Here is a 24,236-nt window from a genome sequence, read left to right as displayed (position 1 = left end):
CCCCTCCGGGCTCTGACGATGAAGGGCGCGGACGCAAGCCCGCCAAGAGATCGGAGACCGTGATGGCAACCCTGACGGTGTGGCGGTTCCCCACCCCGACCGGAGCCGAAGCCGCCCTGGACACCCTCAAGGACCTGCACAAGCACGAGCTCATCACGGTGCAGGACGGTGCGGTGGTGACCTGGCCCGTGGGCGCCAGGAAGCCCAAGACACATCACCTGGCCAATCTCACCGGGACCGGCGCCCTCGGCGGGGCGTTCTGGGGAATGCTTTTCGGCCTGATCTTCCTCGTGCCGATCCTCGGCATGGCCGTCGGCGCAGCCTTCGGTGCCCTCGGGGGCTCGCTCGCCCAGGCCAGCGGTATCGACGACGACTTCGTCAGGCAGGTGCGTGAGACCGTCACTCCCGGGACTTCCGCGCTGTTCGTGCTCAGCTCCGACGCCGTGTTCGACCGGGTCAGGCTCGCCTTCGAGGGCCGGGACGCGGAACTGATCCAGACGAACCTCTCTGCGGAGGAGGAGTCCCGACTGCGGGAGGCGTTCTCCGAGGAGCCCGAGGCCGGCTGAGTCGGCGCCGTCGAACCGGGCTGCCACCTCGAAAGCGTCCGTACCGGCTGCCCGGTTGCCAGGGCCCATCTCCGGCCCGGCGTCGGCTCCTGACGGACGCTGAATCCCCGTCGCCGCTCGAGCGGAAGGAGAGCCAATGAGTCCGCCGACCGACTCGGTCGCAAGCGGTCGGCGTCGTGTCGCGCGGCTCCTCCCGGGCCTGGCGCTGCTCCGGTCGTACCGGCGCAGCTGGCTGCGCGCGGACCTGCTGGCCGGTGTCACGGTCGCCGCCTACCTGGTGCCGCAGGTCATGGCGAATGCGACCGTCGCGGGCCTGGACCCGGTGGCCGGGCTGTGGGCCATCCTGCCCGCTCTCGTCGTCTACGCCTTCCTCGGCTCGTCCCGGCTTCTGTCGGTCGGGCCCGAGTCGACGACCGCCCTGATGACGGCCAGCGTGGTCGGGCCGCTGGCGGCCGGGAACCCGGAGCACTACGCCGTCCTCGCGGCGGCGCTCGCGGTCGTGGTCGGGATGATGTTCGTGCTGGCCTGGATCGCCCGGCTGGGCTTCGTCGCGGACCTGCTCTCGCAGCCCGTCCTGATCGGCTACCTCGCCGGGGTCGCACTGATCATGATGGTGGACCAGCTGACCAAGCTCACCGGCGTCGAGACCGAGGGCACCCGCTTCTTCCCGCAGCTGGTCTCCTTCCTGCGGAACATCTCCCAGGCCCATCTCGCGACGGTGGTCTTCAGCGTGGTGACGCTGCTGTTCCTTTTCCTCGTCGCAGCGTTCCTGCCGCGTGGCGTGCCGGTCCCGCTGCTGACGCTCGTCCTGGCCACGGCGGTGGTCGCCGCCTTCGACCTGGAAGCACACGGCATCGCCGTCATCGGAGAGATCCCGACCGGGCTTCCGGACTTCTCGTTCCCGTCCATGGGTGAGTTCAAGAAGCTGGTGCTGCCCGCCGTCGGCGTGCTCCTGGTGGGCTACACGGACGTGATCCTGACGGCGCGTGCCTTCGAGTCCCGCGGCAGCGGCGAGCGGTTGGACGCCAACCAGGAGCTTCTGGCGCTCGGCGTGGTGAACTTCGGCACCGGCGTCCTGCACGGGTTCCCGGTCAGCAGCAGCGCCAGCCGCACCAGCCTGGCCAAGTCGGCGGGCGCCCACTGCCAGCTGTACGGACTGGCGGCGGACGCAGTCGTCGTCGGCGTTCTGCTGTTCCTCGGCCCGGCCCTCGCCCACACGCCGTCGGCCGTGCTGGGCTGCCTGGTCGTCTTCGCCGCGGTCCGGATGATCGACATCGCGGGCTTCCGACGGCTGGCCTCGTTCCGACGCCGGGAACTGCTGCTCGGCCTCGGGTGCCTGGTCGGCGTTCTGACCCTGGACATCCTCTACGGCGTGCTGGTGGCCGTCGGGCTGTCGGTGGCGGAGCTGCTCACCCGGGTGGCGCGGCCGCACGACGCGGTGCAGGGCTTGGTGCCCGGGGTTGCCGGCATGCACGACATCGACGACTACCCCGAGGCCCGTACCATCCCCGGACTGCTGATCTACCGATACGACTCGCCGCTCTTCTTCGCCAATGCCGAGGACTTCCGACGGCGCGCGCTGGCCGTCGTCGACGAGCAGCCGGAGCCGGTGCGCTGGTTCGTGTTGAACGCCGAGGCGAACGTCGAGGTGGACATCACCGGGCTGGACTCGCTGGAGGCCCTCCGGGACGAGCTGGTCCACCGCGGCATCGTCTTCGCCGTGGCGCGGGTCAAGCAGGACCTGCGCGACGAGTTGGACGCCTACGGACTCACCGAGTCCATCGGCGAGGACCGGGTCTTCCCCACGCTGCCCATGGCCGTGGCGGCATACCGGTCCTGGTACGGAGGAACCGCTGACGATGCGGATGCGTGACGCCCCCGCCCGACGGCCTGATGGCCTGCCAGCCGCTGGGGCACACGTGTTACGCCGATCAATGCACTGTGCCGTGGACCGAGTTGCAGTCCCGGGCCCGGCCGCACACGCTCGGATACACGCCCGGGCGCGGCCGGAGCCACGACGCGGCCAGTCACGGGGGCGAGGCCCGGAGTGGGCGAAGAACAGCCCCCGGCGCCCGGCAGTCGTGGCCGTGACGGCGGCGGGAAGAGAGATGGTCCGAAATGGCAGACAAGCGAGCCAAGCGCATCGCGAAGTTCATCAAACCGCTGCGGGTGAAGCCGGGGTCTCAGGTGGACCTGTGCGACTTCGACCCCCGGTACAAGGCGGGGATGAAGAAGCGCGAGGGCATCGAACTGCTACAGACCGGCGTGTCGCTGCTGGCCGAATACCAGGCGCGGCTGGCCGCTCAGGACACCCACGGGGTACTGCTCTGCCTGCAGGCGCTCGACGCCGGAGGCAAGGACGGCACCATCCGCCACGTCATGAGCGGCGTCAACCCCCAGGGCGTCCATGTCACCAGCTTCAAGGTGCCGTCCACCGAGGAACTCGACCATGACTACCTGTGGCGCTACGCACGCAAGCTCCCCGCACGCGGAGAGATCGCGATCTTCAACCGCTCGCACTACGAGGAGGTCCTCGTCGTACGGGTGCACCCGGAGAACCTCAACCGGCAGCGCCTGCCGGAATCCGCCCTCGGGGCGAGTATCTGGGACCGGCGCTACCGCGAGATCAACGACTGGGAGCGCTACCTCACCGACAACGGGTTCACGGTGGTGAAGATCTTCCTGAACCTCTCCAAGGAGGAGCAGCGTACCCGCTTCCTCAAGCGCATCGACCTCCCGGATAAGAACTGGAAGTTCTCCGCCGCCGACGTCCGGGAGCGCCGCTACTGGGACGACTACCAGGAGGCGTTCTCCGAGATGCTCTCGGCCACCAGCACCCCGTGGGCGCCGTGGTACGTCGTGCCGGCGGACCGGAAGTGGTTCGCGCGTATCTGCGCCGGGGCGGTACTCGCACACACACTCATCAAGATCGACCCCCACTACCCGGTGGTCGGCGACCAAGCCCGCCGGGATCTCCTGGCCACCAGGCGGGACCTGGAGGAGGAGGCGCCCGAGGGTGCGCCGGCCGACCCGTACAAGGCCGAACACGGCCTCCCCGACGGGGGTGACGAGCAGTGAGACGACCCAGCCGGCGACAAGCAGCAGCGCTCCGTGACCGCACACGGCACGGAGCGCGCGGGGCAGTCGGCAGAGCTGTCACATCCGGAGCGGAGGCTGGAAGAAAGTGACGGTCGAACCAGACCCTGCGCGAGCCGAGCCGCCGGAGCGGACCGACTGGTACGCGCGCTCACCGGAGGAGGTGGCGCGCGCCCTCGGCGTGGTTCCGGATGTCGGCCTCCCGGCCGCGCGAGCAGCCGAACTGCTGGCGGCGCGCGGCCCGAACGCTCTGCCGGAGAAGGGGGCGAGGCCGGCCCTGCTGCGCTTCCTGGACCAGTACCGCAGCTACATGCAGATCATCCTGGTGGCGGCGGCCGTGGTCTCGCTGGCGATCAAGCAGTGGAGCAGTCGGCCAGGGACCGAACTCGGAGGGCATCTCCCGCCACTGGGCGCTGGAGCGGAACCGCCAGATCATTCCCTCGAACTGATCCCTCAGTCTCTCGGGGTACGGCCCGTACCTGCCGATCGGCAGGTACGGGCCGATGAACGCCCACTGACTGTCGGTGATTTGCCTGCGCGTCACGGACAGCTTCTACCGGATCGCGCCTTCAGGCCGGCGCGAAATCGCAGTATTGATCACAACATCACACAGGCCCTAGCACGACCACGGCGTGGTGACGTGGCCCGTCACGGTGTCCACCGCCACCGTCCTGCCCTCGCTGGGAATGCAGAAGTAGTAGGTGGGGTGCGGGTTCTGCACGACGGGCTCATTGAGGTACAGGGGCTTGAACGCGCCGGTGTGCCCGGCCTTGACGGCCAGATCGTGGGCCTGGACCTCCGTCATGGTGAACGGGGAGATGGCCTGGATCCCGATCGGGACGCTCCACGGCTGCGTGCTCTGGTACTGACCGGTGGTCGAGTACTTGTACTCGAAGGACGGCTCCGAGTCCTTGGCCCGGAAGCGGATCCACCAGGCCTGGACGTCATTGGGGTTGGTCGTGGGTGTCAGCAGGACGGCGTCCGCGTCGTAGAACTGCGAGCCGGGGTGCTCCTGCTGCGCCTTCACCTTGGCCTCCCGCACGATCTGTGTGAGCGGGAGGTGGGGTGCCGCGCTGGCGGCGGACGGGGCGATCGGCAGCAGCGACAGGGCCGTGGCGGTCGCGGCGAGCCCAATCCGTGCCCGAAAGCGGCGGCGTGATGTCCGGCACCCGTTCAGTGCGGGTGTCGCGGGCGTGCGGGCGGTGCGCGTGGTGTACATGTCCTTCATCTCCTTCGACCCGGACCCTGCGTGGTCACGGTGGAAGTCGACTGCCGGGTTCGGCGTGAGCGGTGGCCGACGGGCGAGAGGTCCTCGGCCGGGCTCCGCGGGGATTCAGCCTCCCGGGGTCCAACGGTAGAAAGGTCTCCGGGCGCCGTCTCCTGGCCGTCATCCTCGCTGAGCCGAACAGGCGAACCTCTCACCCGGAGCGATGCCCGTCCGGGGTTTCGCCGCGCGGTCCCGGCCGGTGGGCCCGATCCTGTGCCGCCCCTTGATCATCACTGACTGTTACAAGGCGGTGACATGATCTTCTCGAAGTAGGCGTCCCAGCCGACGGGCCGGCGAGCCCTGTAGATCGTCCTTCAGGCTGCGCTCCACCCACTACAGGGCGATGTAGCTGGCCACGAGCGTCCCGCTGTTCATCCTTCTGTTCGCAGCCGCCTACTACCTCATGGCACGGAGCCCCGAGTGCTGGTCGTCGTGCAGATGCTCGGGGACCTGGTGTTCGTCGGCATCGCCGCACGCGTGATTTTGGGTGCCGTCAACGGAGGGCTCGGCCGGGGCAACCGGCCGGCCTTCTCCGACATCGTCCCGCCTCCCGGCGGTGCGGGCACCGACGACGGCACCGCCGGGCCGGGTTCCTCGGGCTGACGGCCGCCGGGAAGCGGGCCGTGGACCGATCGCGTCACGAGGCGGGAGCCCCGGTGGGCTCGGGTTCGGCGGTGGCCGGGGCGCTCCGCTGTGCGAGGCGCAGGGTCCCTACGTAGGCGACGACCACCGCGACAATCACCAGTGGCATCGCGGTGAGCCCCTGGGAGCCGAGCAGCAGGGTGGCCAGCAGAACGCAGGTCATCGGGAGTCTGAGCATGGCGACGCCCAGCGCGCCCACCCCGATGGCGAAGCCCGTGGTGGTGTCGAGGCCGGGCAGGTGGGACATGGCCAGGCCGCCCGCGCCGCCCACGAACAGGGACGGGAAGACCGGGCCGCCGCGGAAGGCGCTGAGCGACGCGCTGTAGGCGAGCGACTTGAACACGACCAGCAGCAGCAGTGTGCCGACGGAGTAGCTGGCCTGGTCGGCCAGGAGGGGGCCGATGGTGCTCTCGCCCGAGAACAGCACTCCGGAGATCGGTTTGTCGGTGATGCTGGCGTAGAGCAGGGCGAGTCCTCCGATGAGGACGCCGATCAGCGCGGTGATCGGCACCCTTCGCGGCTCGACGTGTGTTCTCAGGCGCAGGGCCAAGCGGCGGATCGCCTCGCCGAGGACCGGGGCGGCCAGGCCTGCGAGGACTGCCCAACCGAACGCGGCGAGGGTGGGCCGGTCGGCGGGTGGTACGTGAGTCAGTGACAGGGAGTAGGTGCCCAGGCCGGTCCAGGAGTCCAGGCCGGTGAAGATCAGCGAGCCGATGCCGGCGGCGAGCAGGCCGGGCACCAGGACGACGCCAAGCATCGGCCCGGCCAGGCCGGAGGCCTCCATCAGCAGGAACGCACCGAGGACGGGCGATCCGAGGAGTTCGCTGATCGCCGCGAAGCTGCCCGCCGCGCCGATGACGGCGAGCGCGTTGGGAGGGGCGTCGCGTTTGAGCAGTCGGATCGCGCCGACGGCCAGGCCGCCGCCGAGCGCGATCAGGGGGGCCTCCGGGCCGAGGACGACGCCGAGGCTGAGCGAGGCGATCGCGGCGAGGGCGACCCCTGGCACCGTGGCCGGGGATGGGATGCCACCGGTCTTGAGCCCGTCGGCCGGCTCGTGCCCGCCCCGGCCGGGTAGGTACTGGATGGTGAGGGCGACCAGGACGCCGGAGACGGCGAGCACGGGGATGGCCCACCAGTTGGGGGTGGTCTTGAAGCCGAGGCCCTTGGGCAGGTCGTTGTAGACCAGGGACTGGAGTTCGGAGACGAGGGCGAGGAAGCCGTACGCGGCGGCCGAGATCGGAACGCCCAGCACCGCCGCCATCACCAGCAACGCGACGTAGCTGCGGTTGCGGACGATCGCCAACGGATCCTGCGACGCCATCGCGGGCACCGCCGGCTCGACAGGCGCGGGAGGGTCGGCTGGCATGCGTATCGCCTCCTCGGCACTCGGCCCGCCCCGGGAGCCGGGCGCCGGCGATGCCTGCCCCTCAGGGGCGGCAGGCGTCCCTCCGATCATCGGGATGCCGGCGGCGTCCGTCACGGCGGAAACGCCACGCGGGTGAACGGCATCGAGGCACACGGACCACGCCCTCGGCCATGGCGGGGGCGGCGGGCAGGGGGCGGCGCCATCATGCACCGACGTGTGTGCTGTCACCCTGTCAGCCGGGTGCACCCACCCGCACCGCCGACTCCCGGTGGTACGCGCGCCGCTCGGCGCTTCTCCTGGAACGGCATGCGGCAGCCGACGGCCGGCCGCCCACCCGAGGAGGAGCAATGGCGGCGACCCCACCCGAGCCCGGCTCAAGCGAACCCGCCGGCGGCGAGGGGCCCGGCAAGGCAGGTCCCCCCGAGCAGCCCCCGGTACCGCCGCCTCCCCCTGGCCGTCCCGCAACACCGCCCGAACCCGGCCGGCCCCCGGTCGCGGCGGCCGGGGACGCCGACGAGATCACCCGGCTGCACGAGCGGATCGCCGCACTGGAGGCCGTCCCGCGCAAGAAGGAACACCACCGGTGGCGAACCTCGGGCGCCGCGGTGCTCATCGTGATCACCTCCCTGCTGTCCCTGCTGTCCGTGCTGGCGGTCTGGACGTCCGACTTCGTCGGCAACACCGACCGCTACGTCCAGACCATGGCTCCGCTCGCCACCGACGCCGACATCCAGCAGGCCGTCACCAACCGCGTCACCACCGTCGTCCTCGACCAGATCGACGTCAACGCCCTGGTCAAGCAGCTCTCCGACGCCGCCGCCGAACAGGGCGTGCCACAGAACGCCGCCAACCTGATCAACAACCTGAGCGCGCCGATCAAGAGCGGCCTCACCCAACTGGTCAGCACGGCCGTCAACAAAGTCGTCACCAGCGAGCAGTTCGCCACCCTCTGGGTCGAGGCCAACCGGGCCATCCACACCGCCCTCGACAAGGCGCTCACCGGCAAGGGCGGCGGCGCGGTCGTCATCGAGAACAACCAGGTCTCCATCGACATCGCACCGATCGTCGCCAAGGTGAAGGACGAACTCGTCAACGCCGGCCTGGGCCCGGCCGCCAAGATCCCCGACGTCCACACCAACTTCGTGGTCTTCTCCTCGAAGGACGTCGGCAAGGTCAAAACGTACTTCCGGCTGCTGGAGATCATGGGCGCCTGGTTGCCGATCATCACCGTCCTCATCGGTGCCTGCGCCGTGTTCCTGGCCGTCAACCGCCGCCGCGCGCTGATTGGCGCCGCCGTCGGGGTGGCGCTGGCCATGCTGCTGCTCGGCATCGTGCTCACCGTCTTCCGCGCGTTCTACCTCGACCACCTGCCACCGGGCGCCAATCAGGCGGCCGCCGGCACCCTCTACGACACCCTCATCCGCTTCATGCGGGCCACCGTCCGGGCGGTCGGCGCGGTCGCCGTGGTCACCGCCGCGGGCGCCTTCCTGATCGGACCGTCCCGGCCCGCCGTCGCGGTGCGCACCGCCTGGCGGCGCATCATCGGCTCCCTGCGCGGCGCGCTGTACTCGCTCGGCATGAAGCTCGGCCCGGTCGGACCTTTCGTGCACCGCTTCAAGGGCTGGATCGGCGCAGCGATCCTGCTGGTCGCCGCCGTGATCCTGGCCACCTGGTCCTACCCGACCTGGGCCGTGGTCCTGTGGATCACCTTCTTCGTCGCCCTCGCCTTCGCTATCCGCGAATTCCTCGACACCGGCCCCGGCGGCGACCGCACACCAACCCCGCCAGCCCCCGGCGCACCCCCGGCGGCCCACGCGTGAGGGACCGCCCCAGCTGGGTTGTGCCGGTCCCTCCCCGCCGGCCGCCCCGACGGACGCACGGAGCGGGGGGTCGATCGAGACAGGCCGGGCAGCGGGTCAGTCCGCCGCCCGGCGCCGACGGCGACGGTGCAGGTACCAGATCGTGCCGACCGCGGTGGACAGCATGACCAGTACGACCGCGAGCAGTGGGTACCGGCTGCCCACGAGCTTCGCGTCGGTGGCGACCACGAGGAGCACCGCGGCGATCGGCAGCAGCAGGGTGAGCAGCGTCCCGAGGGCGGCGGCGGCCTGTGCGGGTCGGGCCCGCACGGGCCGGGCTGGCCGCGACGGCCAGGCGGTGGCCTCGCCCTGGTAGTAGGCCCAGGCTCGCTCGCCGAGTTGCTGGCCCGCCCTGTGGTAGGAGTAGCCGAGGTAGGGCAGCCAGACCAGCGGGGCGACCAGGCCGATCAGAAGCACCCCGACGAGCAGGACCCACTGCCCGACGCGGAAGACGGTCGACACCGGCCGTCGCTCGGGCGTCACCACGCCGAGCAGGTGGGCCATCCGCTTCACGACCCGCAACAGGGCGGCAATACGGCCAGGAGGAGCGTCGGGCCGCGCCGCCGCCGCGGCCTCCAGTGCGGCGGCGGCCTGCTCCTCGTCCCCGTACACGCCCTGGATCACCAGCAGCTCGGCCGCCCGCGCGCCCTCGGTGGGCTCCCGCCCCGACACCGCCGCGAGTTCCAGCATCATCCGGCTCTGTGTGAGCAGCGCGGTGCAGAACGCGAACGGAACGAGCACCATGAACGGGCCGCCCACGAACGCGCCCTCGCTCTCGCTGACCTGCCGCCCACGGGTGATCACCATGGCGGACAGTTCGGCATCCCCGGCCCCAGGGTGCTCCTCGCGTGCGCGGGCGACCCATGTGGCGGCGCGCCGCCCGAGATGGTGGACGGCGAAGTTGGCCAGGAGTTCGGGCAAGTGACCGGGGTCGGCCAGGGCCGCGCGCAGTACGAAGCGGGACAGCGCGGAAGCCGGGGCGTCGGCGGGGGGATCCTCCACAGCCATCAGCCTCTCACCGCCACCCCCTGACCAGCGGCGGCGACGCGTGGCCTGCAACGCACCGCGACCAGCGGGGGTGCGGGCGGCGATCCCCTCGGGACATCCCGTCGGCGCTCATCGACCCCTGGGGGCCTTCGGCGCCAGGAACGGCTCCCAGTACGGCACCGACTCCCGGATGTCCAGAGCGATCTTCCCTTTGCAGCCCTTCGCGCCGATCCTCTTTCCTGATTCCGCGTCAGCGGCCGCTTCCGTCCCGGAGCGGCCAATGACCCCACGCCCGACGGGAGTCACCGGCCACGGCGATCGGGCCACGGAGGCGGCGACCGGATGTGCGACTACCTGGTGTTCTGGTTCTCGATCCCCGCGTCGGCGACCGCGATGGCGATCCCCAGTGCCTCGGTGATGTGGGTCGCGGCCGACATCACCCGGGCGGTGCCGACGATCGGCGCGATCGCCACCAGGACGTCCTGCAGTTGAGCAGCGGTCATGTGCTCCTGCATCGCCGGCTCGAGATGCGCGAGATAGGAGACCGCTGGTGCGTCCATCGCCGCCAGCGCCGCGATCCGCGTGAGGATGAGCATGTCCGGCGCCAGGCCGCACCGCTCGAGCGAATCGGCGGTCATGGCCATGAGCGTGTCGAGAACGGGCGTCTCGGAGGTGGTGGACATCTGCCGTCTCCCTTGGTGTGGGCTCGGTCTACGCTGCGTGCGCGGACCGGGGCGGCCGGAAGGCCGCCCCGGTCCGACCGTAGGTACCTGCCGGGGTGATCGCATGAACAGTGAGCCACCCGAGTGGACCGACCAGGGCCCCGTCCGAGGGAGAGTGACCCGGCTTCGGCCCATGGCCTCCTGGGCCCGGGCATACGGAGCCGAGGACAGGCGCGAGTAGCAGCCTCGCGGAGGTCGTGGGACGTTGGTGAAGGGGACCTTTCCCCGCTTCCTGCGGGTACGGGTAACAGGTCAATTCCCGAGGAGTCGAACATGGCCAGCAACGTCAGCGGAGCACCAGCGGGGGCTCACGTCAGCCGGAAGCACTTCGCCACCGGCTGGACGCTCTTCGCGGCCTGCATGATGATCTTCGGCGGAACGATGGCCATCCTCGAGGGCATCGGCGCCATCGTCAACGACGAGCGTTACATCATCACCGGCAACTACGTCTACAAGTTCGACGTCACCGGCTGGGGCTGGCTGCACCTCATCCTCGGCATCGTGATCGTGGTGGCGGGCTTCCTGCTCTTCACCGGTGCGATGTGGGCACGGATCCTCGGTGTGATTGCCGCAGGGCTAAACATGATCGCCAATTTCATGTGGCTGCCCTACTACCCGTTCTGGTCCATCGTCATGATCGCCATCGACATCTTCATCATCTGGGCGCTGACGGCTGGTACCCACCGACAGGAAACCCCGGTGTAGAACCGCCGCCGCAGCCGGTCCGAGCAAACTGGGCGACCCGACCGGTGAGGTGGCGGAGGTCCTCCGCAGAGACGGAGGACCTCCGCCACCTCCCGCTATGTCCACGCAGGTTGAGTGCTACCAGTGGTCGTGGCCGTCGCAGTGGTCATGATGCCCGTCGTGGCCGCCATGCCCGTCGTCGTCATGCCCGTGGCGCTTGATGGTGGTGGGGTCGGTGGCGGTGTGGGTGGTGCTGTCACCTCCTCCAGTGACGGTAGCGGTGTTGGTGACCCGCTCACGGGTGTGGCAGGAGACATCGACGTTCAGGGTGATGGGTGGGTAGCTGTGGCCGGCAGGCAGGATGTCGCTGCGCGTACAGGTGAGGGTGGCCGGAATGCAGGTCCATCCCGCGCCGCTGATCCTGTCGGCCCGAAGACCTTCGGGGAGGCGGTCGTGGACGGTGACCGTGGTGCCATTGGTCGGGCTGGCCGTCGCGAGGTTACCCACAGTGATGATGTAGACGCCGTCCTCGCCCTGGATGAAGGGGTCCGAGTGACTCTTGGCGATGGTCAGGCTGACCGGGATGACCGTGAACGTGAGGCCGGTATTGCCGAGACTGCTGGTTCTGGCAGTACTGCCGGGGCCAGTGGTGGTGCCACTGGGTTCGGTGAGGCCAATGGCGGCGAAAGGCTCGACCACCGGCGTCGCATCGCCGACCTGGGCGACGTAGGCGGGTTGAACCGTCGCGGTCCAGGCTGTGGCCAGGACGATCGCCAGGACGGCCAGCCCGGTCAGCGTGACCGCCCCCGCCCTCCGGGCCCGCACCCTCAGCCAGGATCGGAACATGCCGCCCGCACCTCCCGTGCGGCGGCTTGCTCCGGCCCGCTCTCTCTCGTGTCTGAACACCGGCATCTCCGCTTCCAACCGTCGAGAACAAGCTGTGGATACTCATAGTGACATGGGCATTACTTAAAGCATCCGCACGGCTGGGGGGCGGACGAGAGGTGTGCCGACGTCGGCGCGCCGGCGAGGATGGCGCCGGTACAGAAGGAGCGGTGACGCGCTCGACAAGGACCGTCATACGTCGCTCACGGAGCAGATCAGCCGGCCGCGAGGGCGGGTCATGGTCGGAGTCGTCATCGACGGCGCCGGAGGAACCTGGCGAGCAGGAGGCAGAGAGCGGCGAGGACGAGGGCTGAGAGCCAGGCGACCACCGAGGTGGGGAAGTTCCCTGGCCGGGCGACCGACACGGCGGCCGCTCCGACGCTACCGGGAGTCGATGGGAAGGTGATGGTGGCGCGGGCGTTGTGCTGGACCAGGCCGCTTCTGAGCGTGAGCTCCCCGGCCCACGGGCCGTTCGGCAGCGTTGCGTCCAGTGGGACGACCACCTCTCCACTGTCACCCGGAGCCAGTGTGGCGCCCGTCTTGGCGGTCGAGAACGGTCCGGCGTGCTGTCCGGCCGGCCCGGAGAGGAGGGACAGTGTCCCGCTGATGTCCAGGGCGCGACCCCCCGTGTTGTGGATCCGGGCGTGAACCTCTCCACGCCCGTCGCCGGCTCGGGTCGGAGAGAGCCGTTCGATCGTGAAGTCCGAGGGTGGCTCGTCACCGCGACCGACATCGACGTACATGCGGACGCCTACCCGGCCCAGCACCGTCAGGGTGTGCGAGCGATCCGCGGGGGCGCTCGTCTGCGCCCAGATGACGCCGTATCGCTCCCCGGCGGCGGCATCCCCGGGCACTCGGATGGTGGTGCGCACCCGCGCCGTTTCGGCGGCTCCCAGCTCAAGGTCCGCCGCATCGAATGACGTCCAGCCGGTCAGCTCGTTGGGGGTGCGCTCCGGCGCGAAGGTGAACTCACCCTTCGCGATGGTGGCTGCCGCGGCGTAGACGTCGACGTGCATCGGTGTGGACGACTCGTTGGTGATCTCCACCCGCCGTTCGATGGTCGAGCCGGGTGCGAGATGGTCGACGATGTAGGCATGCGCTCTGGGATCGGCACGGCGGCTCTCCGGAGCGTCGAGAAGCTTGATGGCGATGCTCCTGCCCGCAGCCGGGTCCCGGGGGGAGGGTGCCCCGGGTTCCTGCCCCGCCGCCGGCATCACCCCGGCGGCCTGCACGAAGGCCAGCATCAGCAGGAGGACCCAGTACCGGCGCACACCCTTCACTCCGTCAGGCAACTGACTGGGTCAGCGTTCCGGTGTAGGTTCCGCCGACGGCGCCGGCGGGCACGTTCACGGCGACTGTCGGGTCCCAGCTCGCGGTGTTGTCTCCGACACCGGCGCTCCCGGTGAGCACCGTCTGCGCGGAGTTGCTCAGCGTCACGTTCGTCGTGGTGACGGTGATGGTGCCGGTCGTCGTCACCGTCCCGGGCGAGTAGGTGGCATTGGTGGCGGGAATGGTCGACGATCCGTTCGCGAAGTCCGTCTCCGCCGCGGTCACCGTCCAGGAGGCCGAGAGGAGGGCGCGGTCGTCGGTGACGGTACAGGCGCCGATCGGTGCGCTGATCGTGGTGCCGGGTGCTCCCGAGCCGAGGCTGGCGCTCGCCGGTACCGACAGCGACAATGCGCCGGTCGTGACGGTGAACGTGACTGTGGTGCTGGGGTCGCCGTTCGCGGTGGCGATGCCCGGCTGAACCAGGGCGAGAATGGCGGCTGCGGCCGCGACAGACAGGCTTCGTGTACGCATGATGGCTCCTGGAATCCCGCCAGAGGACATTCTGGCTGACGGCGGACATGCTGATTGACGCGACACAGACAATCCGGCGCGACCTGTTCACACAAGCCGACGCGCGCCGCGTTGCGCCACACGAATGGCGATATCTCAGCCGGAGCGAAGCCCGGCTCGCCTCGCCGGCACCCTCAGGCCGTCTGACGGCTCGTCCGACGGTGAAACCCGCGCACGCGGGTCACGACAGGATCCACCGATCGTGCGCGTTCGAGCCGCTTGGCGCTCAGGACTCTCGGAACCCGCCCGTTCTGGCAGGCCGGCAGGCACCTTCGGACCGGCCGCGCTCGAACGGGTGGACCTTCTTCGAGAAGGCGTCGTTCCGCTCTGCGGGGGTTCTGTCCCGGGGATACCAGTACGACGCATCGGACCCGCGCTTCACCCACTGACCGGACAACGAGCCGAGGCGGCCGTTTGCGGGCAGAGCGAGTCCGGCACGGCTTCTGGCATCTTCGGACGGACCGTCGTGGGGTATCCAGTCAGTTCGCTGGTGCCACCTCGGTGAACCTATGTGGCCACAGCGCTAGTTGAGCCCGACCGCGGTGTAGGCGTCCTGGATCAGCTCGTCGAGGTTCGGCGGGTCGTCCTCGTGCGTCCAGTGGTGGAAGGCGGTGCGGAACAGGGCCAGGGCGACTTCGACCTGGGCGCCTGCCGTGAAGGCGCTCTCGCCCCGCGCGACGAATACCCGGGTCAGCGCCTGCGACCAGCTGCGGAGTTTCCACAGCTCGCGCTCGGCCAGGTCGGGGACGGTCTCGATGACCGCCGCCCGTCTGGCAGCCTGGGTTCGGCGTGGCTGGAAGTCCCGGCCGAGTGCGAGCAGGGCTTCGCGCAGGGCGTCAGCGGCCGGGGACTTCGAGGCCGTGACGGCGTCGACCAGGAGCTGCTCGATCCGGCTTTCGGCACCGAAGAGCACTTCGCTCTTGTCCTTGAAGTGGCGGTAGAAGGTCCGGTCGGTCACCCCGGCCCGCTCGGCGATGGCCGCAGTCGTCGTGGCGGCGTAGCCGTGTTCCACGAACAGGTCGAGAGCGGCGGCTTGCAGTCGTTGGCGACTTCCCGGTTCCCATCGGCTCACGGCGTGATCATACCAGTGATGTCAGATTCTGACATCGACTGCTAGGCTGAGTGATGTCATAATCTGACATCACTGGGAGGCGACCATGCCCCGTCCCGACGTCGCGGCTCTTCTGACGTACATCTCCGCCCGCGGTGCACCCGGAGTCGAGACACAGACTCCTGAACAGGCACGGGCCGGACTGCGCGCATCGGTCGACGCCGCGGACCTGCCTGTCGGCGAGATCGCGGTGCAGCAGCTGCTGGCGATCCCGACCCGCTCCGGCACGATCGCCGGCCTCCTGCTCGATGCGCGAGCCACCCGCGAAGCCGGACCGGTCGTCCTCTGGTACCACGGCGGGGGGTTCGTCACCGGCGACCTGGGAACCCACCGCGCCTTCGCCGCCGAGGCAGCCCGGCAGCTCGACCTCCCGGTGGTGCTCGTCGACTACCGGCTCGCCCCGGAGGCGCCGTACCCCGCCGCGGTCGAGGACGCCGAGGACGCCGCCCGCTGGGTCGCCTCGCAATCGGCCGAACTCGGCCGCGCGGCAGCCTCCCTGGTGCTGGGCGGCGACAGCGCTGGTGGCACCCTCGCGATCGTGACGGCGACGACCCTGCGCGACACCCCGGCCGACGTACCGGTGCTCGCGCAGATGGCCGTCTACCCGGCCACCGACTCCTCGCGCACCTACCCGTCACAGGGCGAGTTCGCCGAAGGGCGCGTGCTGACCGAGGCCGGGCGGCGCTGGTACTACGAGCAGTACCGCGCCGACGTCCACGACCGGCACGCCTCCCCGCTGCTCGGCGACCTCGCCGGCCTGCCGCCGGCCGTGGTACTCACCGCGGGCGAGGACCCGGTCCGCGACGAGGGCCGCGCGTACGCGGCCGCCCTCATCACGGCTGGTGTGCCCACGACCTTCCTCGAAGCCGTCGGCCACGTCCATGGCTTCGTCCTGATGCGCCGAGCCGTCCCCTCCACCCAGGACGACCTGGCCCGCGCGTTCGCGGCGCTGTCCGCCGCCGTGAGCACCTTCACCACACGCGCAGGCGCCGCCTGACCGCGACCGCACCAGGCCCCATCGACGTCCGTGCCCACGTCTCCTCACCGAGCACGCCCGAAACCCGCCGAGCAACGCGGGAGGCGATGCGACGCGAGACGTTCACCCGCTTCGGACTGACGGCCGCCCTCCCCACCGCCAGCCCCGGTACCGCGGTGCGGGAGCTCCGGCACGTCGACCCCGCCGTTGTCCTGGGCCGTCACCACCCAGGACAACGGCCAACGCCTGCGCCCAAGCCACCGCCGGCCTGCCCGTTCCCTTGATCGACGTCACCTTCGACCTCCCCGGCAGGATGCGTCCGGGCGGCTTTCGTCAGCGGTCGGATTGCGCTTGTTGTTGGCTGCCGACGCTGCGACGATCACGGCATGGATGGCATCGGCAGTCGAGACGTCGACCGGGCTGTGGACGAGATGGTTCGGGTGCTCGGCCCGCACGAGTCCGGGGACTGGCAGGCCCGCGCAGGGGCGCTGGAGTGGAGTTGCCGGCAGACTGCCGCGCACGTCGCGCACGACCTGCTGGCCTATGCCGGACAGCTGGCGGCCCGTCCGGCGGAGGCCTATCTGCCCTTTGACCTCGTCGTCAACGCCCATGCGCCGGCGCGTGAGGTGCTCGGGGTGGTGACCGCTTGCGGAAGACTGCTGAGCACTGCGGTCGCCGCAGCCGCACCCGGTGATCGCGCCTGGCACTGGGGGCCGTGTGATCCTGCGGGGTTCGCCGCGATGGGGGTCGCCGAGACGCTCCTTCACACGCATGACATCACCCGGGGGCTGGGGATTGCGTGGCGGCCCCCGCAGGATCTGTGTGCCGGGGTGCTCAGCCGGTTGTTCCCTGGTGCTCCGTCTGGTGACCCTGTCCAGGTCCTCCTGTGGTCCACCGGCCGGGGCGAGCTCGCTGACCGGCCGCGCGTCACCTCGTGGGTCTGGAAGGCCGCCGTCTCGTGAGGAGATCAGGCCTGCCGTCGCGGCGGGCGCCCGGCTGGCAGCCGCCCCAGACGGTGGCCGTGTGTCAGGCCGGCTGATCGGCGTGGAGTTCCAGGGTGACGATGACCCTGCCGATCGCGGTGTCGAAGCCGTAGTGGTCGTGCAGCGCCGCATCGACGTGCCCGCCTCCGACCTGTCGGCGCGGGCCGGGCGGGGGCCGGAGGCGGACGCGGGGCACCGGTGCCCGACGCGGTCTCAGCGGGCCGGCAGCTCGAACCCGAGGGCGGCGAGGGCCTCCTCGGCGGCCTGCCGGTCCTGTTCGTAGCTGCCGCCGGAGATGCCGAGGCCGCCGACGCAGCGGCCGCTCTCGGTGATCGGGTAGCCGCCGCCGACCGCCATCAGCCGGGGATGGCCGCCCAGCGGCGCGATCTTCGGGTTGGCCAGGTAGTCGTTCCACCCGTGGGTGGGGGTGTGGAAGGCGGCTGCGGTCCAGGCCTTGTCGAGGGCGACCTCGGCGGTGAGGAAGGGGGCGTCGTCGGCCCGGTCGAACGCCTTGAGGTGCCCGCCGTGGTCGGTGACGGCGACGGCTGCGGTGAAGCCGATCCGGGCGGCGGCGGCGTGCACGGCGGCGATCAGGGCGCCGGCGGCGGCCTGACTGATCGAGGAGGCGGGGGTGGACTTCTGGAGGATGTCGCTGCTCATGGCGGAGTTCCTTGCCTGCGGTGGGGCGGCCGCTACTTCAGGGAAGAGGCGGGGGTGGGGAGGACCTTGGTGACGACGGACTTCTCCGGGATCAGCAGGCCGTGGACGGCCGGGCCGATCTCGTTCTTCCAGCGGTCGTGCTGGTAGACCGCCGCAGACACGGCCTCGCTCTGGGCCTCGTCCTCGAAGCGGCGGATCCAGACGTAGCCGTCCTCGTCCTCGGCGTCGACGAAGGAGGCGGTCACGTCCATGCCCAGGGAGGCCTGGAACGGGATGACCACGTCCTCCATGTACCGCACCCAGTCGTCGCGGCGCCCCGGCTGGGCCTGGTAGCGGCGGATCTCGTAGTACATGTGATGCTCCGAAGCGATTGCGGTGACGGTCAGTTGGTGACGGTCAGTTGGCGGCGGTCAGTCGGCGACGGTGAGGACCAGCTTGCCGCGGGTGCGACCGGCCTCGCCGCGGGCGTGGGCCCGAGCGGCCTGCTCCAGCGGGAAGGTCTCCTCGACCTCGACGGCGACCTCGCCGGCGTCGATCAGCCCCGCGATCGTGGTCAGCGCGGTGCCGTCCGGCTCGACCAGGAACGGCGTCACTCGGACCCCGACGGCCTCGGCGGCCAGCGCGAGTTCCGGGGAGACGCCGGCCGGGATCGTGACCAGCAGGCCGCCGGGGCGCAGCACCTTGAGCGAGCGGGAGCTGGAACCGTCGACCGGATCTCCGACCAGCTCGATGACGACGTCGATGTCGGAGACGGCGTCCTCGAAACGGGTGGTGGTGTAATCGACGGTCTCGTCGGCGCCGAGTTCCCGGAGCCAGGGGTGGCGGGCGGCGCTGGCGGTGGCGATCACGTGGGCGCCCAGGTGCTTGGCGAACTGGACGGCGAAGTGGCCGACGCCGCCGGCCGCGGCGGTGACCAGCACGCGCTGGCCGGCGGTGATGTGGGCGGTGTCGCTGACGGCCTGCCAGGCCGTCAGCGCGGCCAGCGGCACGGCGGCGGCGTGCACGTGGTCGAGGGTGGCGGGCTTGCGGGCCCACTGGCGGGCCGGGGCGGTGACGTACTCGGCGTAGGCGTTCGCGACGCGGGGGAACCACGGCATGCCGTACACCTCGTCGCCGACCTTCAGCGTGGTCACACCGAAGCCGACCTCCTCCACCACGCCGGACACGTCCCAGCCGAGGGTGAACGGCGGCTCACCGAGCAGACCGGCCATGCCGGTGCCGCCGCGGGTCTTCCAGTCCACCGGGTTGATCCCGGCCGCGTGCACCCGCACCAGCACCTCGGTCGGCAGCGGAACCGGGCGCGGCACCTGCCGTACCGTCAGCACCTCCGGCCCGCCGAAGCCGTCCTGGACCACCGCGCGCATCGTGTCTGCGGACATGCGAAATCTCCCTGAACCAGTAACCTTCGGGGGCCCGTTGGCGGCCCTCGATGACGTCCACGACGCTATCCCCGTGGGTATAGTTACCTTCAAGGTCTCTTACTTCCCATAGGGAAGTGACCTGGTGAGGAGAGTGAGCATGACGACCACCTGCCCGAGCGGCCAGCACTCGCACCACGATGTCTACGCCGCCCAGTGCCCCTGCCGCGCTCTGCTCGACCTGCTCGCCAACAAGTGGTCCGCCCTGGCCATCGGCGCCCTCGAAGACGGCCCCCAGCGCTTCGGTGAACTCCAGCGCAAACTCCAGGGCGTCAGCCCCAAGGTCCTCACCCAGGCACTCCGCCGCCTGGAGGACGTCGGCATCCTCGACCGCACGGTCTACCCCGCCGTCCCCCTGCACGTCGAGTACTCCCTCACCCCGCTCGGCCACAGCGCCGCCGTCCCGCTCAACGCACTCCGCGCCTGGGTCGAGGACAACATCGACCAGGCCTTCCGGCCCGAGCCGGTCGCTTCGTAGCCGCGGCTGGAGCCCCGGTCATCAGATGCCACCGGCATCAAGGACCACCGGCACATCACGGGCGACGCCGTCTCCGCACTCGGCTCAGCCGCAGATGAGCGTACGGCCCGGTGACCGGAAACCGTGCAGAGCCAGACCACACCCGGGGAACTGTCGCCGGCCGCTGACACCCGCAGCACGACGGCTCACCCGTGAGTCATCAGTAACGGACGACGTCACCATCCGGCGATCCTCCCTACGGCGAACCCCACGCAGCACAGCACCAGGACGGCGATCACCAGCAGGGGAATCCAGCCGGGCCAGGCTGTGTGCAGTTCGACCGACTCCGGAGTCGAGATGCCCGAGCACGTCGACGCCTCGCACTCGGGCGTCTCGGTGGGAGGGCTCGCGGGTGCGGGGCGCCCGCCGGTGGGGATCTGCTGGTCGACTGTCATGATGTCCTCCCGCAGCTGGGAAGTTCGAGGAATCGAGACGCGGTCTCGCTCGGCCGGGGACGATCGCCGTCGGGCGTGATCGCCGTCCGGAGCCGGATGAGGCCGTCGCGGATCCGGGTCTTGACGGTGCCCAGCGGCACGCCCACCCGGTGGGCGATCTCCCGCTGTGTGTAGCCGCCGTAGTAGGCCAGCACAACTGCCTCCCGCTGGGCCGTGCTCAGGTGCGTGAGGGCGGACCGGACCCGCTGCCGCTCCAGCGAGCGCACCGCCTGCTCGTCCAGCGGATCGTCCTGCGACGGTTCCCGGGAGCCGGCCCGCTGATCGCGCTCGGCGGACGCCTGCGCGGAGCGCACACGGTCCACCGCCCGGTGGTGCGCGATGGTCAGCACCCACGTCATCACCGACCCGCGCTCGGGCCGGTAGGCGGCGGCGGTACGCCAGACTTCCAGGAGGACCTCCTGGGCGACCTCCTCGGCGTGGGCCGGGCTGCGCAGCGTCCGCTGCGCGACTGCGTACACCGGTCCGGCGACCGCGCGGTACAGCGCCTCGAACGCGGCCTCGTCACCGCGGGCCGCGAGGTTCAGGAGGCGACGCAGGTCCTCGGCCACCGGCACCCGGGTGCCGGCCGAGCTCAGACCGCTGTCGGTCCTGGTGTGCGAAGTCACGCCTCCACGGTGCGGCGATGCGGTCCCGGAGGCCCAGTCGAATCGTTTGTGCAGCGTTTTCTGGGGCTCTGCTGCGGTCCGGCTGTGGGGGTCACCACCGTGCGGCGGTCAGACGCGGTCGAGGCGGAAGCCCCGCACCACGTCGGTGCGCATCCGCCCGCCCACGACGTCACCGGCCTCGACCACCAGCACGTCGCGGCCGGTGGCGGTGAGGTCCGACGCGCAGGCGAGGCCCGACAGGCCCGCCCCTACGACGATCACCTCAGCTGCGTTCCGTGACATCCCACTCACCGCCTTTTCGCTCCGTGTGGCGCGGCTGATCCGCAGGGTGGTCCTCGCGGCACGTGGCCCGGTAGGCGTCGGCCGGGGACGCGGCCATCGCATCGATGCCGAACCGCTCGCGCACCGTCGCGGCCCCGGCCTCCGCCATCGCCGCCAGTACCGGCGCGGGCGTGACCACGAGGGAGCGGAGGCCAGCGGCCAGCCGTTCCACCGATGTCGATGCGCAGAACGCCGCGGCAGGCGTCGCACCGCGGCCGGCGGAAGCCGGGAGGCGACGGCGCAGTGGGTGGTGTGTGCTGTCAGGTGGCGGGCTGGGACGGCCGCGTGGGCGCGAGTGGTCTCGTCGTCGGTGCGGCCGACCTCGATCTCCCGGCGGTCGTCGGCCGGGTCGGTGTGGATGATCAGGGCGCCGAGGGTGCCGCCGATCTCCAGGACGGCGCTGCCCTCGCGGGAGGGGGGCGGCCAGCGGCGCACGGGGGTGGGGGCGGGGGTGGGTCATGGGCTCGTTCTCGCTCGTCTGTCCGGGAGTTGGGCGCCGTGGGCATGCCGCGGGACGGGGTGTCGTGCACGCCGCGCCGCGGCAGTCGGCCGGTCAGGTGGACGGGTGGTGGTAGCCGTCGTCGGGCAGGCCGAGGTAGGGGGAAGGTGGTGGGGCAGCGGTTCTTGACGTCAGCGGGGGTGAGTCCGTCGGTGATGGCACTGGTCGCGGCGTCGGGGGTGACACAACGGTGTGGACTGAACGGGCGGGCCGCCCGCTCGGCCTGATCTGCCGCCCGTTCCGGGGCAGCGGGGAGGTGCGTGCCCGGGCTCGGGGGTGTCTCCCGGGCACGCACCGGTCCGGGCGCCGCTCAGACGGTGAGCAGGGTGGGGCTGGCGGCCTTGTCGGTGGGCAGGAAGTCGTCGGGGACGGGGTACTGGCCGAGGACGTAGTTGAGGATGGCGGCGTGCATGGCCTCGACGGGGGCGATGGTGGCGGCGGTGGCGATGCCGGCGGGGCTGGTGACGTTGTAGGTCGCGAAGAGGTAGGTCTGGGCGGCCTGGTCCTCCAGCATCAGGGCGAGTTTGGCGACGTCGCCCACGCTGGCGGCCTTGCCCAGTGCCTCGGCGGTGTCGGCCTGGTTGGAGAGCGGCACGTTCGTGATCGCGGGCTTGCCCGCGCCGGTGAGGACGGCGTTCCACGCCTTGGCGTGGTCGGCGTGCTGGCCCATCGCGGTGGTGACGAAGGCGGCCACCGCCGGGGGGACGGTGCCGAGCTTTCCCGCCTTCGCGGCGTCGAGGGCGGCCTGGTAGGCGCCGACGGCCTGGTTCTCCAGCGCGACGGCCAGGGCGACGACCAACAGGTCGCCGGTGTACTGCCCCGACCCGGAGCCGGACGGCGGCATGGAGGAACTGCCGGAAGGCGCGGGGGGACTGGTGGTGGACTTGCTGCTGGAGCAGGCCGCCAGCGTGAGTGCGACCGCGGCGCCGCCGGCGCCGAGCAGGAACCGCCGCCGCCCGGCGTCGCGCGGCTCACCGCCCCGGCGGGCGCGGATCTCCTCACCCAGGTCGACGGCGCTCGCGCGCATCGCGGGCAGCGTCGTCCGGTGCGCCTCCTCCATGTCCGCCGTGAGACGGGCGAGTTCGCCTTCGCTGATCTGGAGCTCCCAGTCGTGCGCGGTCACTTGACGGCCCCTTCACTGATCGGCGAAGCACTGTCGGTCTGGTAGAAGGCGTCGGGGAAGCCGACGCTGCCGGCCGCGGCGGGCAGCTTCGCCGGGTCGACCGGGATGGTGATCAGGTCCGGGGCGTTGCCCGCCAGCAGGGCCTGCACGGCCAGCAGGGTGGCGCGGTGCTGGGCCTCCACGGGGGCGACGGAGGCGAAGAGCCTGCGCAGGTCCGGGTTGGAGACCTGTCCGACGTTCTTGGTGTAGGTCTGCGCGGCGACGTCCTCCAGGGCGATGGCGAGCTTGACCACGTCGGCCGGGCCCTTGATGGTGGGCAGCGCCTGGTCGACGACGGCCTTGTACTTCGGGTCCGGGTCGTTCTGGGCCTTGCCGCCGGCCTGCGTGGCGGCGGCGTTGAACGCCTTGGCGTGGGCCTGGTGCTGCTCGGTCGTCTTGGCGATGAACGCGGCCACCGTCTTGTTGCCGTCCTTGATGAACGGCAGCCCGGCAGCGGTCCGGTAGACGGCCACCGCCAGGTTCTCGATCGACGCGGCGGTCTGCAGCGCCATGATGTCGTCCGCCACGGATCCGGACGGCGACGGGCTGTCGGCGAAGGCCCGGGTACCGCCGAGCAGCGCGGCCGTGCCCGCCACGCCGGCCAGGAACCCGCCGCGCTGCCACCAGCGACGCCGGACGGGCTCGGCGGCCTGCCCGAAGTCGGCCAGCGCCCCGCGCGTGATCCGCACCGCGTCGCTGTTCAAGTCCTGTGACTGCTCGGTGAGTTCTTCCAGCAGTCGGGTGTCGATGCGCTCTGCAGGCATCATGCTCCAGTCCCATGCCGGAGCCCGCGGCTCGCGGGCTCGTACGTCATGCCTTCGGCGCCGCCCGGCCGTCGGCTTGCCCGGTCGGCCCGGGAACCCGGTGATTCACCCGTCCGGGTGACGGCGGGCCCCTTCGTCTGCCCCGAGCCGGCGCCCGCTGCCGCCGGGGCGGCGGGCGGTGTCCGCCGGGTGTGGGCCCCTGGTCAGGATCGCGGCCGTGTGGTCGGCGGTCAGCCGGTGCCAGCGGCGGGCGCCGCGGAGCATCGCGTGGCCGCCCGCGGTCAGCGCCACCACCTGGACGTCGGCTCCGGCCGCCTCCGCCCGGCGGGCGAAGGCCCGCGTCTGCTCGGCGGAGGTGACGCGGTCCGTGTCGTCGTGCAGGAAGACGGCGGCCTTGCCGCGCAACTGGGCCACGGGATCGTCGGGCGGGCACCAGGGCGCCAGCGCGATCACCCCGCGCACCGTGTCGTGGCCTGCGGCGGCCAGGGCCGCGCGCCCTCCCATCGAGTGCCCGATCAGGATCACGGGCACCCCCGGAGCGAGGGCGGACAGCGCGTCGAGGGCCTGGGCCGCGTCGCGGACGGGATCGGCGCGGTGCCCGTTCCAGCCCCGGTACCGGTAGCGGACCGCCGCGAGGAGGATCTCGCCGCCCCAGGTGCGGTGTTCGATCTCCGCCGCGAAGAAGCACATGCGCAGCGCGGCCAGGCTGAACCGGGAGACCGGCCGCATGCTGTCCGCGCGGCCGCCGTGCAGCAGCAGGACCGCGGCGGCGGGCCGCTCGGGCAGGCGCTGCACATGAAGCCTCTCCGTGCCGGGGCGGACGGTCGTCGGCGCCGCCGTCGGCTCACCGGG

General features: G+C 71.1%; 28 protein-coding genes and 2 pseudogenes. 10 read left to right on the top strand and 20 right to left on the bottom strand.

Annotated elements, in window-relative coordinates:
• Positions 1 to 62 precede the first annotated feature (62 nt).
• The 4 genes and pseudogenes from ACZ3YL_RS27465 to ACZ3YL_RS27450 form a co-directional block, all read left to right on the top strand.
• A complete protein-coding gene (locus ACZ3YL_RS27465; RefSeq protein ID WP_465660204.1) occupies positions 63 to 566 on the top strand; it encodes a DUF1269 domain-containing protein in 504 nt (167 codons plus the stop codon).
• Between the two features lie 136 nt (positions 567 to 702).
• Positions 703 to 2,439 (top strand): SulP family inorganic anion transporter, encoded by a 1,737-nt coding sequence (locus tag ACZ3YL_RS27460; RefSeq protein WP_188306968.1) that lies wholly within the window; start codon positions 703 to 705, stop codon positions 2,437 to 2,439.
• A gap of 245 nt (positions 2,440 to 2,684) precedes the next feature.
• A complete protein-coding gene (locus ACZ3YL_RS27455) occupies positions 2,685 to 3,644 on the top strand; it encodes a polyphosphate kinase 2 family protein (protein WP_188306969.1) in 960 nt (319 codons plus the stop codon).
• 106 nt (positions 3,645 to 3,750) lie between these two features.
• A pseudogene (locus ACZ3YL_RS27450) lies at positions 3,751 to 3,996 on the top strand (cation-transporting P-type ATPase); the annotation flags it as partial.
• Positions 3,997 to 4,029: 33 nt separating this feature from the next.
• Here the strand turns inward: ACZ3YL_RS27450 and ACZ3YL_RS27445 are convergent.
• Together ACZ3YL_RS27445 and ACZ3YL_RS27440 are read right to left on the bottom strand one after the other, a co-directional pair.
• Positions 4,030 to 4,206 (bottom strand): annotated as a pseudogene (locus tag ACZ3YL_RS27445) (transposase); the annotation flags it as partial.
• A 72-nt stretch (positions 4,207 to 4,278) separates the two neighbouring features.
• The gene (locus tag ACZ3YL_RS27440; RefSeq protein WP_188306970.1) at positions 4,279 to 4,881 is read right to left on the bottom strand and encodes a hypothetical protein; all 603 of its coding nucleotides are present in this window, start codon (positions 4,879 to 4,881) and stop codon (positions 4,279 to 4,281) included.
• Positions 4,882 to 5,349: 468 nt separating this feature from the next.
• On the opposite strand from ACZ3YL_RS27440, the gene ACZ3YL_RS27435 reads away from it, so the two are divergent.
• On the top strand, positions 5,350 to 5,532 hold the full coding sequence (locus tag ACZ3YL_RS27435; protein ID WP_188306971.1) for a hypothetical protein: 183 nt from the start codon (positions 5,350 to 5,352) through the stop codon (positions 5,530 to 5,532).
• Positions 5,533 to 5,566: 34 nt separating this feature from the next.
• Here ACZ3YL_RS27435 and ACZ3YL_RS27430 read toward each other — a convergent pair whose 3' ends face one another.
• Positions 5,567 to 6,937 carry a chloride channel protein gene (locus tag ACZ3YL_RS27430; RefSeq protein WP_465660203.1) on the bottom strand — a complete coding sequence of 457 codons (1,371 nt, stop codon included), beginning with the start codon at positions 6,935 to 6,937 and terminating at the stop codon, positions 5,567 to 5,569.
• A 347-nt stretch (positions 6,938 to 7,284) separates the two neighbouring features.
• On the opposite strand from ACZ3YL_RS27430, the gene ACZ3YL_RS27425 reads away from it, so the two are divergent.
• The gene (locus ACZ3YL_RS27425; protein ID WP_465660202.1) at positions 7,285 to 8,757 is read left to right on the top strand and encodes a hypothetical protein; all 1,473 of its coding nucleotides are present in this window, start codon (positions 7,285 to 7,287) and stop codon (positions 8,755 to 8,757) included.
• 96 nt (positions 8,758 to 8,853) lie between these two features.
• Here ACZ3YL_RS27425 and ACZ3YL_RS27420 read toward each other — a convergent pair whose 3' ends face one another.
• Both ACZ3YL_RS27420 and ACZ3YL_RS27415 read right to left on the bottom strand, forming a co-directional pair.
• A complete protein-coding gene (locus ACZ3YL_RS27420; RefSeq protein WP_465660201.1) occupies positions 8,854 to 9,798 on the bottom strand; it encodes a hypothetical protein in 945 nt (314 codons plus the stop codon).
• 335 nt (positions 9,799 to 10,133) lie between these two features.
• Complete coding sequence (locus tag ACZ3YL_RS27415; RefSeq protein WP_188306974.1) at positions 10,134 to 10,466, bottom strand: carboxymuconolactone decarboxylase; 333 nt, start codon at positions 10,464 to 10,466, stop codon at positions 10,134 to 10,136.
• Positions 10,467 to 10,778: 312 nt separating this feature from the next.
• On the opposite strand from ACZ3YL_RS27415, the gene ACZ3YL_RS27410 reads away from it, so the two are divergent.
• Positions 10,779 to 11,210: a DUF7144 family membrane protein gene (locus ACZ3YL_RS27410; RefSeq protein WP_188306975.1), complete on the top strand. Its 432-nt coding sequence runs from the start codon at positions 10,779 to 10,781 to the stop codon at positions 11,208 to 11,210.
• Between the two features lie 117 nt (positions 11,211 to 11,327).
• On the opposite strand, the gene ACZ3YL_RS27405 is transcribed toward ACZ3YL_RS27410, so the two are convergent.
• From ACZ3YL_RS27405 to ACZ3YL_RS27390, 4 genes are all read right to left on the bottom strand, one after another.
• Positions 11,328 to 12,035 carry a hypothetical protein gene (locus tag ACZ3YL_RS27405; protein ID WP_465660200.1) on the bottom strand — a complete coding sequence of 236 codons (708 nt, stop codon included), beginning with the start codon at positions 12,033 to 12,035 and terminating at the stop codon, positions 11,328 to 11,330.
• Between the two features lie 290 nt (positions 12,036 to 12,325).
• On the bottom strand, positions 12,326 to 13,354 hold the full coding sequence (locus tag ACZ3YL_RS27400; protein WP_465660199.1) for a COG1361 family protein: 1,029 nt from the start codon (positions 13,352 to 13,354) through the stop codon (positions 12,326 to 12,328).
• 4 nt (positions 13,355 to 13,358) lie between these two features.
• Entirely contained in the window at positions 13,359 to 13,874 is a 516-nt protein-coding gene (locus ACZ3YL_RS27395) for a hypothetical protein (protein ID WP_465660198.1), read from the bottom strand.
• Positions 13,875 to 14,436: 562 nt separating this feature from the next.
• Entirely contained in the window at positions 14,437 to 14,985 is a 549-nt protein-coding gene (locus tag ACZ3YL_RS27390) for a TetR/AcrR family transcriptional regulator (RefSeq protein ID WP_465660197.1), read from the bottom strand.
• 85 nt (positions 14,986 to 15,070) lie between these two features.
• Here ACZ3YL_RS27390 and ACZ3YL_RS27385 point away from each other — a divergent pair, with 85 nt between their 5' ends.
• Positions 15,071 to 16,021 (top strand): alpha/beta hydrolase, encoded by a 951-nt coding sequence (locus ACZ3YL_RS27385; RefSeq protein ID WP_465660196.1) that lies wholly within the window; start codon positions 15,071 to 15,073, stop codon positions 16,019 to 16,021.
• 365 nt (positions 16,022 to 16,386) lie between these two features.
• Positions 16,387 to 16,962: a maleylpyruvate isomerase N-terminal domain-containing protein gene (locus tag ACZ3YL_RS27380; protein ID WP_465660195.1), complete on the top strand. Its 576-nt coding sequence runs from the start codon at positions 16,387 to 16,389 to the stop codon at positions 16,960 to 16,962.
• Between the two features lie 64 nt (positions 16,963 to 17,026).
• Here the strand turns inward: ACZ3YL_RS27380 and ACZ3YL_RS27375 are convergent, their stop codons facing one another.
• The 4 genes from ACZ3YL_RS27375 to ACZ3YL_RS27360 are packed head-to-tail and all read right to left on the bottom strand — an operon-like array spanning position 17,027 to position 19,022.
• A complete protein-coding gene (locus ACZ3YL_RS27375) occupies positions 17,027 to 17,179 on the bottom strand; it encodes a hypothetical protein (protein ID WP_465660194.1) in 153 nt (50 codons plus the stop codon).
• Positions 17,180 to 17,196: 17 nt separating this feature from the next.
• Positions 17,197 to 17,643 (bottom strand): GlcG/HbpS family heme-binding protein, encoded by a 447-nt coding sequence (locus tag ACZ3YL_RS27370; protein ID WP_188306981.1) that lies wholly within the window; start codon positions 17,641 to 17,643, stop codon positions 17,197 to 17,199.
• 32 nt (positions 17,644 to 17,675) lie between these two features.
• Complete coding sequence (locus ACZ3YL_RS27365) at positions 17,676 to 17,996, bottom strand: NIPSNAP family protein (protein WP_465660193.1); 321 nt, start codon at positions 17,994 to 17,996, stop codon at positions 17,676 to 17,678.
• A 57-nt stretch (positions 17,997 to 18,053) separates the two neighbouring features.
• Positions 18,054 to 19,022 (bottom strand): NADP-dependent oxidoreductase, encoded by a 969-nt coding sequence (locus ACZ3YL_RS27360; protein WP_465660192.1) that lies wholly within the window; start codon positions 19,020 to 19,022, stop codon positions 18,054 to 18,056.
• Between the two features lie 139 nt (positions 19,023 to 19,161).
• Between ACZ3YL_RS27360 and ACZ3YL_RS27355 the strand changes: the two genes are divergently transcribed.
• Positions 19,162 to 19,539, top strand: coding sequence for a winged helix-turn-helix transcriptional regulator (locus ACZ3YL_RS27355; RefSeq protein WP_188306984.1), 378 nt, complete (start codon positions 19,162 to 19,164; stop codon positions 19,537 to 19,539).
• A 215-nt stretch (positions 19,540 to 19,754) separates the two neighbouring features.
• Here ACZ3YL_RS27355 and ACZ3YL_RS27350 read toward each other — a convergent pair whose 3' ends face one another.
• The 7 genes from ACZ3YL_RS27350 to ACZ3YL_RS27320 form a co-directional block, all read right to left on the bottom strand.
• The gene (locus tag ACZ3YL_RS27350; RefSeq protein WP_188306985.1) at positions 19,755 to 19,973 is read right to left on the bottom strand and encodes a DUF6480 family protein; all 219 of its coding nucleotides are present in this window, start codon (positions 19,971 to 19,973) and stop codon (positions 19,755 to 19,757) included.
• Positions 19,970 to 20,638 (bottom strand): ECF RNA polymerase sigma factor SigK, encoded by a 669-nt coding sequence (gene sigK / locus ACZ3YL_RS27345; RefSeq protein ID WP_465660191.1) that lies wholly within the window; start codon positions 20,636 to 20,638, stop codon positions 19,970 to 19,972. Before sigK ends, ACZ3YL_RS27350 begins: the two co-directional genes overlap by 4 nt.
• Positions 20,639 to 20,746: 108 nt before the next feature.
• The gene (locus ACZ3YL_RS27340) at positions 20,747 to 20,899 is read right to left on the bottom strand and encodes an FAD-dependent oxidoreductase (RefSeq protein ID WP_317621248.1); all 153 of its coding nucleotides are present in this window, start codon (positions 20,897 to 20,899) and stop codon (positions 20,747 to 20,749) included.
• A gap of 1 nt (position 20,900) precedes the next feature.
• Entirely contained in the window at positions 20,901 to 21,131 is a 231-nt protein-coding gene (locus ACZ3YL_RS27335; RefSeq protein WP_188307006.1) for a hypothetical protein, read from the bottom strand.
• Between the two features lie 637 nt (positions 21,132 to 21,768).
• Complete coding sequence (locus ACZ3YL_RS27330; protein WP_465660190.1) at positions 21,769 to 22,581, bottom strand: ferritin-like domain-containing protein; 813 nt, start codon at positions 22,579 to 22,581, stop codon at positions 21,769 to 21,771.
• Entirely contained in the window at positions 22,578 to 23,387 is an 810-nt protein-coding gene (locus ACZ3YL_RS27325; RefSeq protein WP_465660189.1) for a ferritin-like domain-containing protein, read from the bottom strand. The genes ACZ3YL_RS27330 and ACZ3YL_RS27325 overlap by 4 nt, the downstream gene beginning before the upstream one ends.
• A 102-nt stretch (positions 23,388 to 23,489) precedes the next feature.
• Positions 23,490 to 24,179 (bottom strand): alpha/beta fold hydrolase, encoded by a 690-nt coding sequence (locus tag ACZ3YL_RS27320; protein WP_465660188.1) that lies wholly within the window; start codon positions 24,177 to 24,179, stop codon positions 23,490 to 23,492.
• Positions 24,180 to 24,236: the final 57 nt, after the last annotated feature.

The sequence above is a fragment of the Kitasatospora sp. NPDC023176 genome (assembly GCF_055560495.1).
Note: the sequence above shows the minus strand (reverse complement) of the source record. Positions and strands in the feature narration are given on the sequence as shown.

Coding starts and splice junctions, on each gene's coding strand:
- ACZ3YL_RS27465 (WP_465660204.1), top strand. CDS start 63: ATGGCAACCCTGACGGTGTGGCGGTTCCCCACCCCGACCGGAGCCGAA.
- ACZ3YL_RS27460 (WP_188306968.1), top strand. CDS start 703: ATGAGTCCGCCGACCGACTCGGTCGCAAGCGGTCGGCGTCGTGTCGCG.
- ACZ3YL_RS27455 (WP_188306969.1), top strand. CDS start 2,685: ATGGCAGACAAGCGAGCCAAGCGCATCGCGAAGTTCATCAAACCGCTG.
- ACZ3YL_RS27440 (WP_188306970.1), bottom strand. CDS start 4,881: ATGTACACCACGCGCACCGCCCGCACGCCCGCGACACCCGCACTGAAC.
- ACZ3YL_RS27430 (WP_465660203.1), bottom strand. CDS start 6,937: ATGCCAGCCGACCCTCCCGCGCCTGTCGAGCCGGCGGTGCCCGCGATG.
- ACZ3YL_RS27425 (WP_465660202.1), top strand. CDS start 7,285: ATGGCGGCGACCCCACCCGAGCCCGGCTCAAGCGAACCCGCCGGCGGC.
- ACZ3YL_RS27415 (WP_188306974.1), bottom strand. CDS start 10,466: ATGTCCACCACCTCCGAGACGCCCGTTCTCGACACGCTCATGGCCATG.
- ACZ3YL_RS27410 (WP_188306975.1), top strand. CDS start 10,779: ATGGCCAGCAACGTCAGCGGAGCACCAGCGGGGGCTCACGTCAGCCGG.
- ACZ3YL_RS27405 (WP_465660200.1), bottom strand. CDS start 12,035: ATGTTCCGATCCTGGCTGAGGGTGCGGGCCCGGAGGGCGGGGGCGGTC.
- ACZ3YL_RS27395 (WP_465660198.1), bottom strand. CDS start 13,874: ATGCGTACACGAAGCCTGTCTGTCGCGGCCGCAGCCGCCATTCTCGCC.
- ACZ3YL_RS27385 (WP_465660196.1), top strand. CDS start 15,071: ATGCCCCGTCCCGACGTCGCGGCTCTTCTGACGTACATCTCCGCCCGC.
- ACZ3YL_RS27380 (WP_465660195.1), top strand. CDS start 16,387: ATGGATGGCATCGGCAGTCGAGACGTCGACCGGGCTGTGGACGAGATG.
- ACZ3YL_RS27370 (WP_188306981.1), bottom strand. CDS start 17,643: ATGAGCAGCGACATCCTCCAGAAGTCCACCCCCGCCTCCTCGATCAGT.
- ACZ3YL_RS27365 (WP_465660193.1), bottom strand. CDS start 17,996: ATGTACTACGAGATCCGCCGCTACCAGGCCCAGCCGGGGCGCCGCGAC.
- ACZ3YL_RS27360 (WP_465660192.1), bottom strand. CDS start 19,022: ATGTCCGCAGACACGATGCGCGCGGTGGTCCAGGACGGCTTCGGCGGG.
- ACZ3YL_RS27355 (WP_188306984.1), top strand. CDS start 19,162: ATGACGACCACCTGCCCGAGCGGCCAGCACTCGCACCACGATGTCTAC.
- ACZ3YL_RS27350 (WP_188306985.1), bottom strand. CDS start 19,973: ATGACAGTCGACCAGCAGATCCCCACCGGCGGGCGCCCCGCACCCGCG.
- ACZ3YL_RS27325 (WP_465660189.1), bottom strand. CDS start 23,387: ATGATGCCTGCAGAGCGCATCGACACCCGACTGCTGGAAGAACTCACC.